15 protein-coding genes are annotated in these 16,797 nt (G+C 63.4%); 8 read left to right on the top strand and 7 right to left on the bottom strand.

From position 1 onward, the window contains the following. Positions 1 to 13: 13 nt before the first annotated feature. Positions 14 to 904: a 3-hydroxyisobutyrate dehydrogenase gene (gene mmsB, locus GEV37_RS13210; protein WP_227390723.1), complete on the top strand. Its 891-nt coding sequence runs from the start codon at positions 14 to 16 to the stop codon at positions 902 to 904. A 99-nt stretch (positions 905 to 1,003) separates the two neighbouring features. Then, the gene (locus tag GEV37_RS13205; RefSeq protein ID WP_227390722.1) at positions 1,004 to 1,630 is read left to right on the top strand and encodes a glutathione S-transferase family protein; all 627 of its coding nucleotides are present in this window, start codon (positions 1,004 to 1,006) and stop codon (positions 1,628 to 1,630) included. 6 nt (positions 1,631 to 1,636) lie between these two features. Here the strand turns inward: GEV37_RS13205 and GEV37_RS13200 are convergent, their stop codons facing one another. The 5 genes from GEV37_RS13200 to GEV37_RS13180 all read right to left on the bottom strand — a co-directional run bounded on the left by GEV37_RS13200 (position 1,637) and on the right by GEV37_RS13180 (position 7,541). Next, on the bottom strand, positions 1,637 to 2,896 hold the full coding sequence (locus GEV37_RS13200) for a methyl-accepting chemotaxis protein (RefSeq protein ID WP_227390721.1): 1,260 nt from the start codon (positions 2,894 to 2,896) through the stop codon (positions 1,637 to 1,639). Positions 2,897 to 3,231: 335 nt separating this feature from the next. Next, positions 3,232 to 3,993 (bottom strand): alpha/beta hydrolase, encoded by a 762-nt coding sequence (locus GEV37_RS13195; RefSeq protein ID WP_227390720.1) that lies wholly within the window; start codon positions 3,991 to 3,993, stop codon positions 3,232 to 3,234. Between the two features lie 5 nt (positions 3,994 to 3,998). Then, positions 3,999 to 5,243, bottom strand: coding sequence for a kynureninase (gene kynU, locus GEV37_RS13190; protein WP_227390719.1), 1,245 nt, complete (start codon positions 5,241 to 5,243; stop codon positions 3,999 to 4,001). 40 nt (positions 5,244 to 5,283) lie between these two features. After that, positions 5,284 to 6,117 (bottom strand): tryptophan 2,3-dioxygenase, encoded by an 834-nt coding sequence (gene kynA, locus GEV37_RS13185; protein ID WP_227390718.1) that lies wholly within the window; start codon positions 6,115 to 6,117, stop codon positions 5,284 to 5,286. After that, complete coding sequence (locus tag GEV37_RS13180) at positions 6,114 to 7,541, bottom strand: M20 family metallopeptidase (RefSeq protein ID WP_227390717.1); 1,428 nt, start codon at positions 7,539 to 7,541, stop codon at positions 6,114 to 6,116. Before GEV37_RS13180 ends, kynA begins: the two co-directional genes overlap by 4 nt. Positions 7,542 to 7,710: 169 nt before the next feature. On the opposite strand from GEV37_RS13180, the gene GEV37_RS13175 reads away from it, so the two are divergent. Beyond that, entirely contained in the window at positions 7,711 to 8,628 is a 918-nt protein-coding gene (locus GEV37_RS13175; protein WP_227390716.1) for a LysR family transcriptional regulator, read from the top strand. 4 nt (positions 8,629 to 8,632) lie between these two features. Here GEV37_RS13175 and GEV37_RS13170 read toward each other — a convergent pair whose 3' ends face one another. Then, complete coding sequence (locus GEV37_RS13170; protein ID WP_227390715.1) at positions 8,633 to 10,066, bottom strand: YfcC family protein; 1,434 nt, start codon at positions 10,064 to 10,066, stop codon at positions 8,633 to 8,635. Between the two features lie 261 nt (positions 10,067 to 10,327). On the opposite strand from GEV37_RS13170, the gene GEV37_RS13165 reads away from it, so the two are divergent. The 4 genes from GEV37_RS13165 (at position 10,328) to GEV37_RS13150 (ending at position 15,031) form a co-directional block, all read left to right on the top strand. Then, complete coding sequence (locus GEV37_RS13165; protein ID WP_227390714.1) at positions 10,328 to 11,653, top strand: DUF945 family protein; 1,326 nt, start codon at positions 10,328 to 10,330, stop codon at positions 11,651 to 11,653. 37 nt (positions 11,654 to 11,690) lie between these two features. Next, positions 11,691 to 12,389, top strand: coding sequence for a DUF3592 domain-containing protein (locus GEV37_RS13160; protein WP_227390713.1), 699 nt, complete (start codon positions 11,691 to 11,693; stop codon positions 12,387 to 12,389). Positions 12,390 to 12,468: 79 nt separating this feature from the next. After that, complete coding sequence (locus GEV37_RS13155; RefSeq protein ID WP_227390712.1) at positions 12,469 to 13,062, top strand: LemA family protein; 594 nt, start codon at positions 12,469 to 12,471, stop codon at positions 13,060 to 13,062. A 40-nt stretch (positions 13,063 to 13,102) separates the two neighbouring features. Then, entirely contained in the window at positions 13,103 to 15,031 is a 1,929-nt protein-coding gene (locus GEV37_RS13150) for a M48 family metallopeptidase (RefSeq protein WP_227390711.1), read from the top strand. 14 nt (positions 15,032 to 15,045) lie between these two features. Here GEV37_RS13150 and GEV37_RS13145 read toward each other — a convergent pair whose 3' ends face one another. Next, positions 15,046 to 15,720: an FMN-dependent NADH-azoreductase gene (locus GEV37_RS13145; RefSeq protein WP_227390710.1), complete on the bottom strand. Its 675-nt coding sequence runs from the start codon at positions 15,718 to 15,720 to the stop codon at positions 15,046 to 15,048. A gap of 116 nt (positions 15,721 to 15,836) precedes the next feature. Between GEV37_RS13145 and GEV37_RS13140 the strand changes: the two genes are divergently transcribed. Next, positions 15,837 to 16,745: a LysR substrate-binding domain-containing protein gene (locus GEV37_RS13140; RefSeq protein WP_227390709.1), complete on the top strand. Its 909-nt coding sequence runs from the start codon at positions 15,837 to 15,839 to the stop codon at positions 16,743 to 16,745. Positions 16,746 to 16,797: the final 52 nt, after the last annotated feature.

The raw sequence follows: 16,797 nt of genomic DNA, 5'->3' as shown, positions 1-16,797 counted from the left end.
AAGGATAACGATCATGACCACCATCGCATTCATCGGCCTTGGCAACATGGGCGGCCCCATGGCGGCGAACCTTTCGAAAGCGGGCTTCGATGTGCGCGCTTTCGATCTAAGCGTTCAGGCGCTCGCCACCGCGAAGGAGCACGGCTGCGAAGTCGCCGCCTCGGCTCAGGACGCCGCAAAAGACGCTCGGGTCGTGATTTCCATGCTGCCCGCCGGCCAGCACGTACGCGCACTTTTCGTGGACGGCGAGGCGCCGCTTTTCGATGTCATCGCCCCCGGCGCGCTGGTCATCGACTCCTCCACCATCGATGCCGAGACCGCGCGCAAGGTGGCGGCCGCCGCCGAGGAGAAGGGTATCGACTTCATCGACGCGCCGGTCTCCGGCGGCGTGGGGGGCGCCCAGGCGGGCACGCTGACCTTCATCGTCGGCGGAACGTCAGCCCAGTTCGAAAAGGCCAGACCGGTACTCGAGGTGATGGGCAAGAACATCTTCCATGCCGGCGAAAGTGGCGCGGGGCAGGTGGCCAAGGCGTGCAACAACATGCTGCTGGCGATTCTGATGGCCGGCACCTGCGAGGCGATCAACATGGGGGTGAAAAACGGTCTCGACCCCGCCGTGCTTTCCGAGATCATGAAGCAGAGCTCCGGCGGCAACTGGGCGCTGAATGTCTACAACCCCTACCCGGGGGTCATGGAGAACGCCCCGGCCTTGAAAGGCTACCAGGGCGGCTTTCTGACCGAACTGATGCTCAAGGATCTGAATCTTGCCATGGATATCAGCCAGCAAAGCGCCGCGCCGGTGCCGATGGGCTCCGCGGCGCGGGCGCTCTACGCGCTGCACAAGGCAAACGGCCATGGCCGGCTCGATTTCTCGAGCCTGATGACCTTCTACCAGGACAAGTGATTACGCAGGCGCCCGGCGTGGCAAGGCCTGCACGACTTGTCACGCCACGGCCGCCGCGCCACACTGGCTAGCCTCGATCAACCCGTCACAAGGATCACCATGATTACGCTTTGGGGCCGCGACAACTCCACCAATCTCAAGAAAGTGCGCTGGGTGCTCGAAGAGCTTGATCTTCCCTACCAGCAGATTCAGGCCGGGCTTGAACACGGCGTCAACGATACGCCCGAGTTCAAGGCGATGAACCCCAACGGCCTGGTGCCGGTCTTGAAGGACGACGCCACCGCGAGTGTGCTGTGGGAGTCCAATACCATTGTCCGCTACCTGGCCGCCCAGTACGGCGAGAGCCGTCTCTGGATCGACGACCCTGCCGAGCGTGCCCAGGCCGAGAAGTGGATGGACTGGGGCAGCTCGCACCTGTCGCCCGCTCACCGCGTCATGCTGATGGGGTTTGTTCGCACGCCGCCCCACGCCCGTGACCAGGCCAAGCTCGAAGCCGGTACTGCGGACTGCGAAGCGCTTTTCGCCATGCTCGACGACGCGCTGAGTGCCACACCCTGGCTCTCCGGCGAGGCGTTCGGCCTTGCCGACATCGCCGTGGCGCCGCTGATCTACAACCTGTGGAACTGCGGGCTTACCTGGAACCCGCGCACCCATCTGGAGCGCTGGTACCAGACGTTGACCGAGCGCCCGGCGTTTCAGAAAGTGGTGATGATTCCGGTCAGCTAGAGCGCGCTAGGTCAGGTCGCTCGAAAAGCGCTGGACGGCGTCGACCACGCGCTTGGCGCCGTCCTGGATCTCCACGATCACGCTGCCCGCCTGGCCTGCTACCTCAAGGCCCTGCTGGGCTTCTTCGCGGGTCTCGAACATCTGGCGCTTGACCTCGTGCGAGAGCGCCTGGTTCTGCGTGACGACGCTGGTGATCTTCTCGGTGGCGGCGCTGGTGCTGGCCGCGAGCTTTCTGACCGCATCGGCGACTACCGCAAAGCCGCGTCCCTGTTCACCGGCTCGGGCTGCCTCGATGGCGGCGTTGATCGCCAGCAGGTTGGTCTGCTCGGCGATGCTGCCGATGGTCTCGACGATGGCGTTGATCTCGAGGGACTGCCTGCCCAGCGCTTCGACGCTTTCGGTCGCAGCCTGCATCTGGGCGGCGATCTGGCGCATCGTCTCGACGGTCTGCTTGACCACCGCCGCGCCTTTCTCGGCGCTGACATCCGTTTGACGTGATACATCGAAGGCCAGGTGAGCGCCTTCGCGTACCTGACGCTCCCGCGCCACCTGATCGGTAATGACGCTGGCGAATTTCACCACCTTCCAAAGGTGACCATCGGCATTGTAGACGGGGTTGTAGGTGGCCTCGAGCCACACCTCGGCCCCGCGGCTATCGATGCGTTTGAAGCGGTCCGCCACGAACTCGCCGTTGTTCAAGGTCTGCCAGAACGCCACATAGTTCGGCGAGCCGGCCTCTTGCGGCGTGCAGAACATCCGATGGTGTCGGCCGATGATCTGGTCGAGGCGGTATCCCATCCCTTTGAGGAACTGCTCGTTGGCGGTGATGATAGTGCCATCGAGGTTGAACTGGATGACGGCGGTGGAGCGTATGAGTGCGGCAATGAACGACTCGCTCTCCTTGGTGCCTTCTACGATCTCGGTCACCTCGCGACCATAGCCCTGTACATGGGAAAGCCGCCGACCCGCACTGCGTATCGGTAGCCAGACGAGGTTGAGCCAGACCATGGCGCCATCTTCACGCAGGTAACGGTAGTTGTCGCTGACCGGCTCGAAGGTCGTGATGGCTCGTTGGAAGTCTTGAAAGCAGGGTAGCTCCTTGACGTAGTCCGGCACGATCTCCGACATCGGCCTACCCAGCAACTGCTCGCGCCGGTAGCCGAGTGCGTCCGCAAAGCCCTGGTTGACGGATGAAATACGCAGATCGGCATCCAGCGTGATGGAGAGCATGCCGCGCTCCATCTGATCGCTCAGTTGAGTCAGCACGCCCCGTCCGTAAGATCGACCTGCAGTTTTTATTTTAATTGGCAGTTGGAACATCGGTAGCCTCCCCTCAATGATAACAAAGAGTTATCGGCAATCTAAACTGAACCTTGAGTCTTTTATTCAGGATAAGTTAAGGCATTCAGGTAACTTAAGTGAATCTAGTCATTAACGCTTGCATCGTCGAGTAGATAATCTACCCGGGACTTCGCAGCGTTGATGAGCTTCTCAACATTCAACGGGCCTGTCGACCATCGGCGCCATTTCCAATGGCGCGGGTGGGCATCGAGGTGGCAGAGCTGGATACCGGAATGATCACGCCGCAGCATAGATGCGGCCTAGAAGCGCTCCAGCACATCGAAATGGTCGCAGTCAGGCAGCTCGATGCGTTCGGCATGTACATCCGCTTTTGCGAGTGCGGCGAGAAAAGCGTCGGCCTGGCGGTGAAAGGCGGGCGGGTCGTTCTCGGCGATCACCACTCGGCACGGGGGAAGCCCCGCGAGATCGTCATGAAGCGGGCTGAGCGCGCGCGCCTGCTCCACGTTCAAGTCAAGCGGGGCGTTAACGTAGGTGTCCACCAGCGGCGCGAGATCGAACACGCCGCTGATCAGCAGCAGTCGGTCGATCGGAAGACGCGTGCGGCGGGCGACCCAGTAGGCGAGCTGGGCACCGGCGCTATGGCCGCCCAGCTTGATCGACCAGGCACCGCCATGCTCGTTGAGGGTCTGGAAAGCGGCCGCAAGGCCCTGCACACACTGCTCGATCATCGTCTCGATCAAGACGTCGGGCGCCAGGTCGTAGCCAATCGAGGCAAAGGCCATGCCGCGCGCCAGATAGCGCTGGGCGAGAAAGTCCGTCGCCGTCGCGTCCAGCTCCTGCCAGTAGCCACCGTGGATGAAGACCATCAGCGTCCACGGCCCGTCGCCGTCAGGCACGAACAGGTTGAAGCGCGTCGCTGGAGAGGCGGTGGCGCGGCCCGCAAGGGGCGCGCGGCGCGCGACCAGCGCTCGCCCGGCGTCTGCCTGGCGAGCGAGGGTGGCTTCCACGTTGGTGGCGAAGTGGCTCGGCGAGTAGGCCTGGTCCTTGTCGAGGGCGTTCATGGTGATCAGGTGACCGCGCCACGCACGGAAAAGCGCGGATCGCGGTACTCGCCGCTTTCCAGCACCTCGCGAAAATGCCGGGCGGCGTGCCAGACATCCTCGAAGCTCAAGTAGAGCGGCGTGAAGCCGAAGCGCATCAGCCCCGGCTCGCGGTAGTCGCCGATCACGCCCCGCGCGATCAGCGCCTGCACGGTGGCGTAACCGTTCTGACCATCGATCAGCGAGACCTGGCTGCCACGTTGGCCTTCCTGTGGAGTGATGTCCTCGATGCCGTGCTCCGCGAACAGATCCAGAAGGCACGTGCGAAAGAGCTCCGTCATTGCCAGACTCTTGTCGCGCAGCGCTTTAAGATCGACGTCCTGCCAGAGCGCGAGCGATGCCTCCAAGGCGGTGTAGGCCAGCGCCGAGTGAGTGCCGGTGCGAAAGCGGGAAATAGCGTCGGCGGGGGCGTAGTCCGCGTCGAAGGCGAACGGGGCGCTATGACCGTGCCAGCCCGAGAGCGGCTGCCACGGACCACACTGGGCATTGCGATGCACGAACACGAAGGCTGGCGCCCCGGGGCCGCCATTCAGGTACTTGTAGGTGCAGCCCACCGCAAAGCGCGCGCCGCTCTTGACGAGCTCGACGGGCAGCGCCCCGGCAGAGTGGGCGAGATCCCAGACCACCTCGGCGCCGTGGGCATGCACGAGCTGCGTGGTGGCGGCCATGTCGCGAAGCGCACCGGTGCGGTAGTTCACCTGGCTGAGCACAACCACGGCCACGCCTTCGAGGTGCTCGGCCAAGTCCGCGCCTTCGGGCAGGAAACGGTGCTCGCAGCCTCGCAGCTGGCAAAACCCCTGGGCGATATAGCCGTCGGTGGGGAAGTTGCCGCCTTCCGAGAGTACCGCGCGCCGATCATCCGGGGCCTGGCTTGTGATATAGCCCAGCAGCTTGAAGATGTTGAGCGTGATGTTGTCGGTCACGCAGACTTCCCCGGCCCGCGCGCCGATCACTGGAGCGAGCAGATCGCCCAGGCGCTCGGGGGCGTCGAACCACCCCTGGTTCCAGCCCTTGATCAGCTCCTCGCGCCATTGAGTGAGGGTGGCCTCGACGGCCTGCGTCGCCGCTACCGGCTGGGCGCCCAGGGAGTTGCCGTCCAGGTAGAGCACGCCCTGGGGCAGGGCGAAATGCTGCTTGAAAGCGGCCAGCGGGTCGCGCCGATCGCGCTCTTGCACGCTTTCGAGGGTGATGCCGTTCAGGGGCTCGTTCATGGTGTCCTCCGTAAGATCGAATACCGTCGCCGTCACCTGCTCAGATCGAGGTGCGCACGCTCCAGAGCTCGGGAAAGAACTGCAGGTCCAGCGCCTTGACCAGGTAGTTGACGCCGGCGGTACCGCCGGTACCACGTCGATAGCCGATGATACGCTCGACGGTCTTCATGTGATTGAAGCGCCAGCGCTGGAAGTTGAACTCCACGTCTACCAGCTTCTCGGCAAGTTCGTAGAGGTCCCAGTGTCGTTCGCTGTGGCGATATACCTCGGCCCAGGCGGCTTCCACTTCGGGGCAGGCGGTGTAGGGGTCGCGCCAGTCGCGCTCGATCTTCTCTGCCGGAATGGCGAAGCCGCGCCGGGCCAGAAGCTTCAACGTCACATCGTAGAGACTGGGGGCAGCGAGCGCCTCTTGAAGCTTCTGGTAGTCCTTGGGCCGTTCGCGGTGCGCCTCGATCATTTTGGCGTTCTTGTTGCCGAGCAGAAACTCGATCTCGCGGTATTGGTAAGACTGGAATCCCGAGCTCTGGCCGAGGCTGTCGCGAAAGCTCGCGTAGTCTGCCGGGGTCATGGTCACCAGCACTTCCCAGGCCTTGATCAGCTGCTCCTGGATACGCGCCACGCGGCTGAGCATCTTGAAGGCCGGCGACAGGTCGTCGGCGTCGATATTGGCCGCCGCGCCGTGGGCCTCGTGCAGGCAGAGCTTGATCCAGAGCTCCGAGACCTGGTGGATGACGATAAACAGAAGCTCGTCGTGCTCTTTTGAGGCCGGGTTCTGACAGGCGAGCAGCGGCTCGAGGTCCAGGTACTGGCCATAGCTCAGGTCCTGGTCCCAATGGATGGCTTCGCCATCGACGGCGTTGCGAGGTGTCGTCATTGTTGTTGCGCCCCTTGTTGAACGAGTGATTGCGCCTGGGGTTCGCCCAGGTCCCAGAGTACCCCGGCGGTGAGCCTGAGTCCCTCCTCAACGATGCTTTCGAGCAGGTGCTCGTTGGGCGCGTGCTGGTCGCAGGCCGGGTAGGAGTGGGGCAGCCATACCGTGGGTAGGCGCAGCACGTCCGAAAAGCAGTGGTTGGGAATGGTGCCGCCCAGGTTGGGAAGAATGTGGGCCGGACTTCCCAGGCTCTGCTCGGTGGAGTGCTGAACGAAGCTCACCCAAGGGTGGCCGGGGTCGAGCCGGGTAGCGGCGTAGCCGCCGAGCATCTCAAGCGCTACCTCACCAAACCCTTGAGCACCGAGGTGGGCGCGCAGGCGCGTCTCGATGGCCTGCCACTCGGTGCCCTTGACGAAGCGCAGTTGCAGCACCGCCTCGGCACGCTCGGGCACCGCGCCGACGGGCTTGACGGTGTCGCCGGCGCCCAGGGCGAGGATCTCCAGGGTGTTGACGCCGTACAGCCGCTCGCCGTCGGTCAGCCCTGCTTCACCCCAGTACGGGTTGATCGTAGGGTCCGTGTTGCCGCCGCCCACCGGCAGGTCGCGGATCAGGCGCGAGATCTCCTCGCTGATCGGCGGGGCCTTGAGAAAGTCGACCAGTATCTCGCCGCTTTGCGAGACCAGTGTGGCCAGGGCATTGCTCAGCACGGCGGCCGGATTGGTGATCACCCCGCCCCAGTTGCCGGAGTGGCGCCCGCCGTTGCCGGTCGCAAGCGACAACCTGAACTGGACCACCCCACGTGAGCCGAGAAACAGCGTCGGCATGTCGGCGCGGATGCGCGGCCCGTCCGAGGCGAGGAACAGATCCGCGCGCAGCGCCTTGGCGTACTGTCGGCAGGCCGCCTCCAGCCCCGGCGAGCCGATCTCCTCGCCCATCTCGAACAATATCTTGACGTTGTAGCCAAGCCGACCTTCACGCGCCTCGATCACCGCCTCGAGCGCCGCCAGGTTGACGCTGTGCTGGCCCTTGTTGTCGGCAGTGCCGCGACCGAAGACGCGGCCCTCGACGAAGGTCAGCGCCCAGGGCGCAATGTCCTCGGCCCACTTGCTTTCCTGGCCATCGGTCACGTCGCCGTGACCGTAGAGCAGCAGCGTGGCAAGCGTAGGGTCTTCGATGCGCTCGCCGATCAAAAGCGGCGGCATGCCCGGCTGCGGATTGTCGACGATACGGCACTCGAAGCCGAGCGAGACGAGCAGTGGGGCCATTTCGTCGGTCAGGTAACGCTCGAGGGTCGCAAAGCAGGCGGGATCCTGGCTGACCGTACGCATGGCCACGCGCCGGGCGAGAGCCTTGTAGAAGCTGCCGTCGGTGAGTCCTCGCAGGGCGCGCTCGATGGCATGCTGTCGATGGGCTTGCGGTATCGTCATGGCCGACCTTCTTCTGGTAGGGGGCGAAAATGCTTCGAGCCTATCGCTTGCCCGGGTTTGCAACCATCATTAATATTTCAAATTATCTTTGCTTTTTTTAGAAGCACTCCCGCCGTTTCGACACTCGTCGGCGGCGGCCATTCGACCCTTCTTCTACCCGGAGCGAGCCATGCAGGAACTCAACCTGCGCTATTTTCACAGCGTGGCGAAAACAGGTTCGCTCTCGGCTGCGGCACAGGAGCTGCACGTGGCGGTGTCGGCGGTCAGCCGACAGATCACCAATCTGGAACAGCGTCTGGGGCTTGCGCTGTTCGTGCGGCAGCCGCGCGGCATGGCGCTGACCGAGGCCGGCGAGCGGCTTCTGGCCTATGCCCTGCGCAACGAACTCGAGCTTGCCGGCGTGATCGACGAGATGCGCGGCATCCAGAAGCGTCAGCAGAAGACGCTGCGCATCGCCTGCCCGGACGGCATGGCCTGGCACTTTTTGCCTCGCATCATCGCCCGCTTCGCCGCTGGGCATCCGGACGTCGATTTTGAGCTGAAGGTCGTCGATTCCGCCCAGGCATCGGCGCTGGTCAAGCAGGGAGACGTGGATATCGCGCTGACCTTCAGCCTGTCCGTCGACATCGGCATTCGGGTGGTTTCGAGCCACGGCGCCGCCATCGGTGCCTTGATGGCGAGCTCTCATCCGCTGGCGCACAAGAGCACGCTGAGCGTCAAGGACCTGGCGGACTACCCGCTGGCGCTGGCCGATGCCGGCTCCACGGTTCGCTACCTGTTCGATGTCGCCTGCCGGCTGGCCGGTATTCGCCTCTGCGCGCGCGTGGCCGGCAATACGCTCGGCGTGATCTATACCCTGGTGAGCGAGCACGCGAGCATGGTGGGGCTTTGCAGCGTGATATCGGTCAGCGGCAAGGTCGAATCCGCCGGCCTGGTGCACAAGCCGCTGACGGATCCGCCGCTTGCCCAGCGCAGCCTGCAGGTGCAGGTGATGGCCGAGCGCCAGCTGCCCGCTCACATCGAGGCCTTCATGGCCTATCTCGATGGGCAACTTCCCGCCGCCGAGGCCCGCCCGACGGCGTCTTGAGTCGCTAGAAGGGGCCGATATCGATGGCTACCGCCACGGCCACGAACAGCCCACCGGTCACGATCCAGAGCAGCACCAGCGGCCAGACGAACTTGAACCACTCGACGTAGGAGACCCGGGCGATCGCCAGGCAGGCCATCAGCGTGCCCGACAGCGGCGTGATGATGTTGGTTACCGCATCGCCGAGCTTGAAGGTGATGAAGGTGGCCTGGCGGGTCACTTCCAGCATGTCGCCGATCGGTACCATGATCGGCATGACGATGGCCGCCTGTCCGGTACCGGAGGTGATCAGGCCGTTAAACACGAGGTTGAACAGGTAGAGAAACTCCATGGCGACGATTTTGCCGTGACCGTCGAGGGAGGTCGCCACCGCATGGACCAGGGTGTCGATCAGCTGTGCCTGGCGCAGCAGCACGATGACCGCGGCGGCCACGCCGACCACCAGTGCGCCATACAGCACCTCGCGCGCGCCGCTCATCAGGCGTTGAATGAAGGTATTGGGCGAGATGCGCGCGATCAGCGCCGTGGCGATGCCCATCATGATGAAGGTGGCGGAGAGCTGGGGAATGCCCCAGCCATGGTTGAAGGCGCCAAAGAGAAAGAAGCCGAAGCCGAACACGAACAGCGCCAGAACCCACTTGTGGGTGCGCGTGAACGGCGCATTCTGCTCCGGCTGCCCGTCGAGTGCGATGCCCTCGAAGGCCGCCGCGCCCATGACGCTGGCCGCCGGGTCCTGCTTGACGAGCCGAGCGTAGCGGCAGATGTAGGCGGCGGTGATGGCGAGGAACACCACGAAGATGGCGGCGCGATAGAGCACGCCTGAAAACAGCGGAAGCTCTGCGATGGTCTGGCCGGTCACGGTCACGGTCGGATCGAACACCCCGGCGCCGAACCCAGCGTAGGAGCCCAGGAAAATGATCGCGACCCCCACCACCGGGTCGAGCTTCATCGAGCGGGCCAGAAACAGGCCGATCGGAATGAAGGCGATCGCCAGGTTCGCGCCCACGCCCACCGAGGCGAGCGTGGCGAAGGTGGTGCAGAAAATCAGGATCAGGACGTTCTGGCGGCCCTTCGCCAGGCGCAGAAGCTTGTAGATGCCCGCGCTGATCGCTCCGGTGGACTCGATTACCTTGAGCACGCCGCCGACGATCAAGATCAGAAAGACCAGCGTGGAAGCGTTCACCAGGCCGTTGTGCATGGCGGTGAACAGGTCCATCGCGTTCAAGGGGGCGGCGTCGATGAAGCGGAAGCTTTCGGTGTCCACCTGGGTCAACCCGCCTTGAGTCGAGCGCTCGTAGGTACCGGCGGGAATCAGGTAGGAGGCGATCAGTACCAGCACCATGAAGGCGAACAGGATGATGAACACGTCCGGCATGGCGCGTTTTTTCGGCGGCTTTTCAGGCGCAGGCGTGGCAGGGGAAGAGTGGGTCTCTTGCATCGATCTCTCCGCTTTTCGAGCGTTATGGTTTTAATTGGGGAGATGCCCGGGCCGGGCGTTGGGCGGTCGCGTTCGTGGTGGTCGCGGCGATCTGAAATCACGCTATCAAGTAAGCCAAACGTCGACAATTGTGTATTTGACAAGGCGTGCTTCTAATTTAGGCAAGCGAAACGTGACGCGACGAGCCCGCGGGGCGAAGTTGAAAAATCGATCTTTTCTAAATTAAGCTTTCTTTTCTCGACACTCGACAAGGACAGGAAAATGGGCGTGAGTTCCAAGGCGTTGGGTGTTGCCGCGGGCGTCATCGTCGTTGCCGGGGGGCTCTACCTCGGCGCCCAGGGGGTGGTGGGCAACGAAGTGGAGAAGTCGCTCGGCGACGCCTTCGATCAACTCGAGCGTTCACCGTCCTGGCGCGTGAGCGACGTTCACATCGAAAAGCATCTGTTTCACACGACTGCCCGGGCAACACTGGGGATCGCAGGGTACGACGGTGCCCAGGCCGAACTCGACCTGAACGTCGACCATGGCGTGATCAAGAGCCCCGTCACCGGAACGCTGGTGCCCGCCGAAACGTTTCTGGACGGAACCCTCGATATCGACATGACCGCCTCCTGGCGGGGGATCGCCGGACAACTGCGCGCCGAGTCGCTGCGAACGGTGGAGGAGGGCGTCGATGGCGCGCTGACCAACCTCGTGGTGAATATCGACTACGCCGACGAGCACGACTGGCGCATCGCCTCGCTTGCCGACGACATCTCCATCACGCGTTGGGCGCAGGTGCCGCCGTTTCGGCTGGTCTCGCCGCGCTGGGAGATGTCTTCCCGAGACGAGCAAGGGGGCAGCGTCTCGCAGCGCATGAGCGCCCCGCGCCTGGAGCTCACTTCCCATGGGCACGAGGTGACGCTCGAGGAGATCGCCTTCGATACCGTGTTCGCGCCTTCGCCGCAAGGCGACGCGCGAACGCAAGACCAGAACGGTCGCGTCAGCGTGGCCGCGATCGGCATCGACGGCGAGACGCTTGGCAGCCTCTCGATGACGCTCGCCACCCGTCGTTTCGACGTCGAGGCCTTCCAGGCATACCAGGAGCACCATGCACGCCTCGTCGCCGCTCGCCCGGACGGCGAGGCGCTCCCCCCATCGCTCGACCGGGCGCGCTACGGCCAGGACATCGAGGCGCTCGTTGACAGCGGCTACCGCTTTCTCGCGAACAGTCCCGAGATCGCCATCGACCCGCTCGAGGTGCATGTCGTGATGCCCGAATACGGCCTCGACGCCTCGCCCCGCCTGAGCGCCGAGTTGCGCTTCGACGGCCAGGCGCTCTCCCGGGAGGCGCTCTACGCCCTGGCGCTCACGAGCGACCTGGTCGTCGGCGACGCTCTCGATGCCGAGGCGCCCATGAGCGGCGAACAGGCAAGCCAGTACCTCTTGCAACGCCTGTTCCTGGACGTTCGCTTGACCACACCGCCGCGCGAGGTGCTGGAGCAGCTGCCGCTGATGGTCGGCCTGATGATCGACCCGGATCGCGACGAGCAGACGCTGACCTGGGATCGGGGGCAGCTTAGCATCAATGGCGAAGCGGTGATGTAGCCGCCACGCTCATTCACGTACCATCGAGGGATCGATCATGCTGGCCATCAAGTTACTGCGAATCCTGTTCATCCTGGTGGGGGCCGGCCTGCTGGCACTCGCCGCTCTGCTCTTTCAGCACTCGAGAGCCTTCGAGGCCGCTGCCGTTGCCACCGAAGGCGAGGTGCTCGAACTGGTCGAATCACGCTCCGAGGACTCCATCACCTATCGACCGGTGGTGGCCTTCACCACCGACGAAGGCACGCGCGTGACCTTTACCTCGCGCACGGGAAGCAACCCGCCTGGCTACTCCCCAGGTGAGTCCGTCAAGGTGCTGTTCGATCCCGACAACCCGCAGAGCGCTCGCCTCGACGGCTTTTTTGCAGCGATGGGTGCCTGGATGATCGTCGGCGGGATCGGCGCCGTGTTCCTGGTGGGTGGATTGGGGACGCTTCTGTTCTCGCGCGTGAGTGCTGCGAGAAACGCCGCACTGCTCGAGCGCGGCCTGCGCCTGGAGACCACCTACCAGGGCGTGGAGCGCAATACGGGGCTCTCCGTCAACGGCCGTCATCCTTATCGCATCACATCGCAGTGGCTGAACCCGGAAAGCCTCGAGGTGCACGTGTTCAAGAGCGAGAACCTCTGGTATGACCCCTCGTCCTATCTCCAAACCGACACCATCCCGGTCTTCATCGAGCAGGGCAACCCCAGGAAATACCGCATGGATCTGAGTTTTCTGCCTAGACTGGCCAAGTGACGAGCGCTAGGCACGCCTGCGCGTGGCGCCGTCATGTCGAAGGGCTTCTTCTCATCATCGATCACTACAAGGAACTGCCATGATCACCACCTTGATCGTCGTCGCCGTCATCGCCCTGATCGTCTTCTACGTCGTGAGCGTCTACAACCGGCTCGTAGCGCTGAAAAACCGCTTCCAGAACGCCTTCGCCCAGATCGAGGTACAGCTCAAGCGCCGCCACGACCTGATTCCCAATCTGGTCGAGACCGCCAAGGCGTACCTTGGCCACGAGCGTGAAACACTGGAAGCGGTCATCGCCGCACGCAACACGGCGGCGGCCGGGCTCAAGGCGGCGGCGGCCAACCCGGGGAGCGCCCAGGCCATGGCAGAGCTCGGTGGCGCCGAAGGAGCGCTGACCCAGGCGATGGGCCGGCTCAACGTGGTGATGGAAGCCTACCCGGATCTCAAGGCTTCCCAGAACATGCAGCAGCTCTCCGAGGAGCTGACCAGCACCGAGAACAAGGTGGCCTTCGCCCGCCAGGCCTTCAACGACGCGGTGATGAACTACAACAGTTATCGCCAGAGCTTCCCGCCGGTGGCGATCGCGGGCATGGTCGGACACAGCGAGGACGCCTCCTTCCTGGAGTTCGAGGACAGTGCGCAGATCCAGACGGCGCCCAAGGTCTCCTTCTAAGGTACTTGGCACACCAGGCACAAGATAAAGGCGACGCGGCATGGATTTTTTCACGGCGCAAGACGCGGCCCGGCGCAAGACCGGGCGGCTCGTGGTACTGATGATCGCGGCGGTGCTGGCACTGATCGCGACCACCACCTTGGCGGTGCTGATCGCCTTCCACTTTCTGAAGAGCGATCGCCAGCGCGCCTCCGCGAGTTTGCTGGAGAGCCTTCTGGCCGGGCTGTCACCGCAGCTGGTCGGCGTCGTCGCGCTGGGCGTGCTGCTGCTGGTGGGACTAGGGGGACTCTACAAGCAGTCTCAACTGCGTCGCGGCGGCGGCAAGGCGGTGGCCGAGGCGCTGGGCGGGCGGGAGATCCCCCCGGACACCGAAGAGGGCGACGAACGGCGTATCCTCAACGTGGTGGAAGAGATGGCGATCGCCTCGGGTACGCCGGTGCCGCCGGTCTATCTTCTCGACGAAGGCGGTATCAACGCCTTCGCCGCCGGGTTCGATACCCGCGATGCGGTGGTCGGCATCACTCGTGGCGCCATCCAGCACCTGACCCGCGACCAGCTCCAGGGCGTGGTGGCGCACGAATTCAGCCATATCCTGTATGGCGACATGCGCTTGAACATGCGCCTGATCAGCGTGCTTCATGGGGTGCTGCTCATCGGCCTCGCCGGCCACATCCTGCTGCGCAGCGCCCCGCACCGGGGGGCGCTGCGCAGCAACAAGCGCAACGACTCGGCGGCGGTGCTGATCGGCCTCGGGGCGGCGCTGGCACTGATCGGCGTGCTGGGCACCTTCTTCGGCAACTGGATCAAGGCAGCGGTGAGTCGCCAGCGGGAATATCTGGCCGACGCCTCGGCGGTACAGTACACCCGCAACCCGAACGGGATCGGCCATGCGCTGGTCAAGATCGGCTCCCACACCCAGGGCGCAAGGCTCGATGCCTCGCGCGCCGGCGAATACAGCCACATGCTCTTCGGCCCGGCGATCAGGCTGAGCTTCAACCGCCTGCTGGCCACCCATCCACCGCTTGAAAAACGTATCGCCCGGGTACTGCCGGGCTGGAACGGTCAGTTCGATGCCACGCTCGCCCATCCCGGCGCGAGAGCGAGTGACGCAGCGCAGGCCGGCGCCGCTGGCTTTCAGAACGGTTCATCGTGGCCCGCCACGGGCCAATGTGCGGCTCGCGAAGCGGTGGCCGCAATGGGGCAGCCCGATCCTCGTCATCTGGCCCAGGCCAGCGCCACGCTCAGTGAGTTGCCCGAAAGGCTTCAGCGGGCCGCGCGAACGCCCTACGCCGCCCGCGCCTTGATGTATGCGCTGCTGCTCAGCAAGGATAGTGACGTGCGCAAGCGCCAGCTGGCCGGTCTTCGACAAAGGGCGCTGGCCGACGTGTATCGCGAAGTGATGACCCATGCAGGGGAGGTTGTCACTCTCGATGCGCGCTTTCGCCTGCCGCTGATGGAGCTGTCGCTGCCAGCATTGAAGGGGCTTTCCAAGGAGCAGGCGGAGCACTTCAAGAGCTGCCTGGTCGAGCTGATCAATGCCGACCACCAGGTCAGCCTGTTCGAATGGACGCTTTTCCGGTGGCTCGCCTATCACCTGGGATTCGATGAGCGAGACCGCCTCCCGTCGCGCAAGCTTGCCGAACTTTCAAGCGAATGCGCGGTGGTGCTGGGCGTGCTGGCGAGTGCAGGCCAGCACGAAACCAGCGAGGTGGCAAAAGCCCTGGCGGCGGCCGAAGCCGAGCTGCCCTTCGACTTGCCGCCTCCCGGCGACGATTTCGAAGTAAAGACCTTCGCCCGGGCGGTGAGTGCGCTACGCAAGCTCAAGCCCCGGGAGAAGGCCACGGTGCTCGAGGCCATGGCCCGCTGTATCGAGCACAGCGGCAGGATGACGCCGGTGGAGGCCGAGCTCTTTCGCGTCATCGGTGATCTGCTCGAATGTCCGGTACCGCCGCTTCTGTTCGATGCGTAGGGAGTGACGCAAGCCTAACAGAGAGTGGCTTGCAGCTCGGCCACTCGCGTTTTCACGCGCCTATGCGCATCGGTGATGGAGCTTGCCAGCACCTCGCCACCGCTTTCCTGGCCTTCGACTGCAATAGAGTGAATACGGGTGATCCCGATGAAGTTCAGTGCGGCAGTCAGGCTCGTCTCTAAATGATTCATATGTGCCATGGCCTCATTGGGCTCCATTTCCGTGCCGCCTCGGGCCACGAGAATGACAGCGTGCCTCTCCCGATCAGCCAAGGCTGGCAAGAGCTCTTTTGGGTCATGCTCGGACGGTATGACGGTGCGTCCTAGTCGAATCACCTGATCGATCCAGGCTTTCAACGCCGCTGGCATTGAGAAGTTGTAAAGCGGCGAACCGATGACCAGCACGTCTGCAGCGATCAGCTCATCTACTAGTCGATCGCTCTCCTCGAGTGCCGCTTTCATCCCTGCATCTCGTTGGTGGTATGGAGTAAAAGCGGCCGCGATCCAGCCGTGATCGATGAAGCTCGGCGGGTGCTGGCCGATATCGCGATATGTGCGGGTATCCTGCGGGCGTCGTGCCAGCCACTCGCATGAAAATTCGCTCGATAGCTGGCGGCTAAGCGATCCGCGATGATCAACACCAGCGATGCCTGGTCGGGCACTAGCGTCCAGATGAAGAAGATGTGTCATGAAAGGCTCCTTTGAAAAATGGTTCATTCACTTCGAACCGTGGCGTAAGCTTAGAGTCCTGAAAGCAGGTCTCACAAACGACTATTTCTTCATTGATGGATGAGGTGAGTTCATTCATGAGCAAGCGGCGACTTCCCTCTCTTTCATCTCTCAGAGCCTTCGAGGCGGCGGCACGTCATGAAAGCGTCAAGCAAGCCGGGGAGGAGCTTTCGGTTACCGCTACCGCCGTCAGCCATCAGATTCGCGCGCTGGAAGAGGTGCTCGGCATTGCTCTGTTTCTGCGCCGACCCAGGCAGCTCGAACTGACATCGAAAGGGCGCGAGCTTCAGCGTGTGCTGGAAACGGCTTTCGACAACATCGCGCATACGCTGGCTCGGCTGACCGAGAGTTCTGATCGCCAGGCCATCACGCTGACCACGACACCGTTTGCAGCGGTACGCTTACTGCTCTCCTGGGTCCACTTGCTGGGGGAAGCGCATCCGGCTATCGATCTGCGTATTCATGCAAGCCACGAGCCCGTTGCACTGGATGGCATGATCTCGGACATGGCCATACGCCATGGAAATGGCCACTGGCCAGGGCTTGTTGCTGAAAAGCTGTTCGACACCACGCTGCTTCCCGCCTGCACGCCAGGACTTGTTGATCGCTGCCAAGGGGATATTTCCTGCTACCCATTGCTTCACTTGCGCCCGCAGAAGGCGCTCGTTGCCCCAATGGACTGGGCCCGGTATATCGAGAAGACCGGGTTGACCACGCTTGAGGTCGAGGCGGGGTTGGCCTTCTCCGATGAGAGTCACGCGGTTTCGGCGGCGCTGAACGGACAAGGGGTGATCTTGATGAATCGGCAATTGATCGAGGACGAACTCGCCGGCGGTCGCCTTGTACAGCCATTTGGTCTCGAACTAGATGACCATGCCTTTTACCTTGTGTATCCCGAGGGTCGGCGGGATGATCCGTCGATGAGGGCGGTGCGCGAATGGGTACTGAGTATCCCTCTACCGGGAAAGGAACGACACGACCGATAACAGTTATACCGTTATCTTTATTTTTATCAATGACAATCAGCACTGATAGCTG

The organism is Vreelandella malpeensis, assembly GCF_020622355.1.
Lineage (GTDB): Bacteria > Pseudomonadota > Gammaproteobacteria > Pseudomonadales > Halomonadaceae > Vreelandella > Vreelandella malpeensis.
Note: the sequence above shows the minus strand (reverse complement) of the source record. Positions and strands in the feature narration are given on the sequence as shown.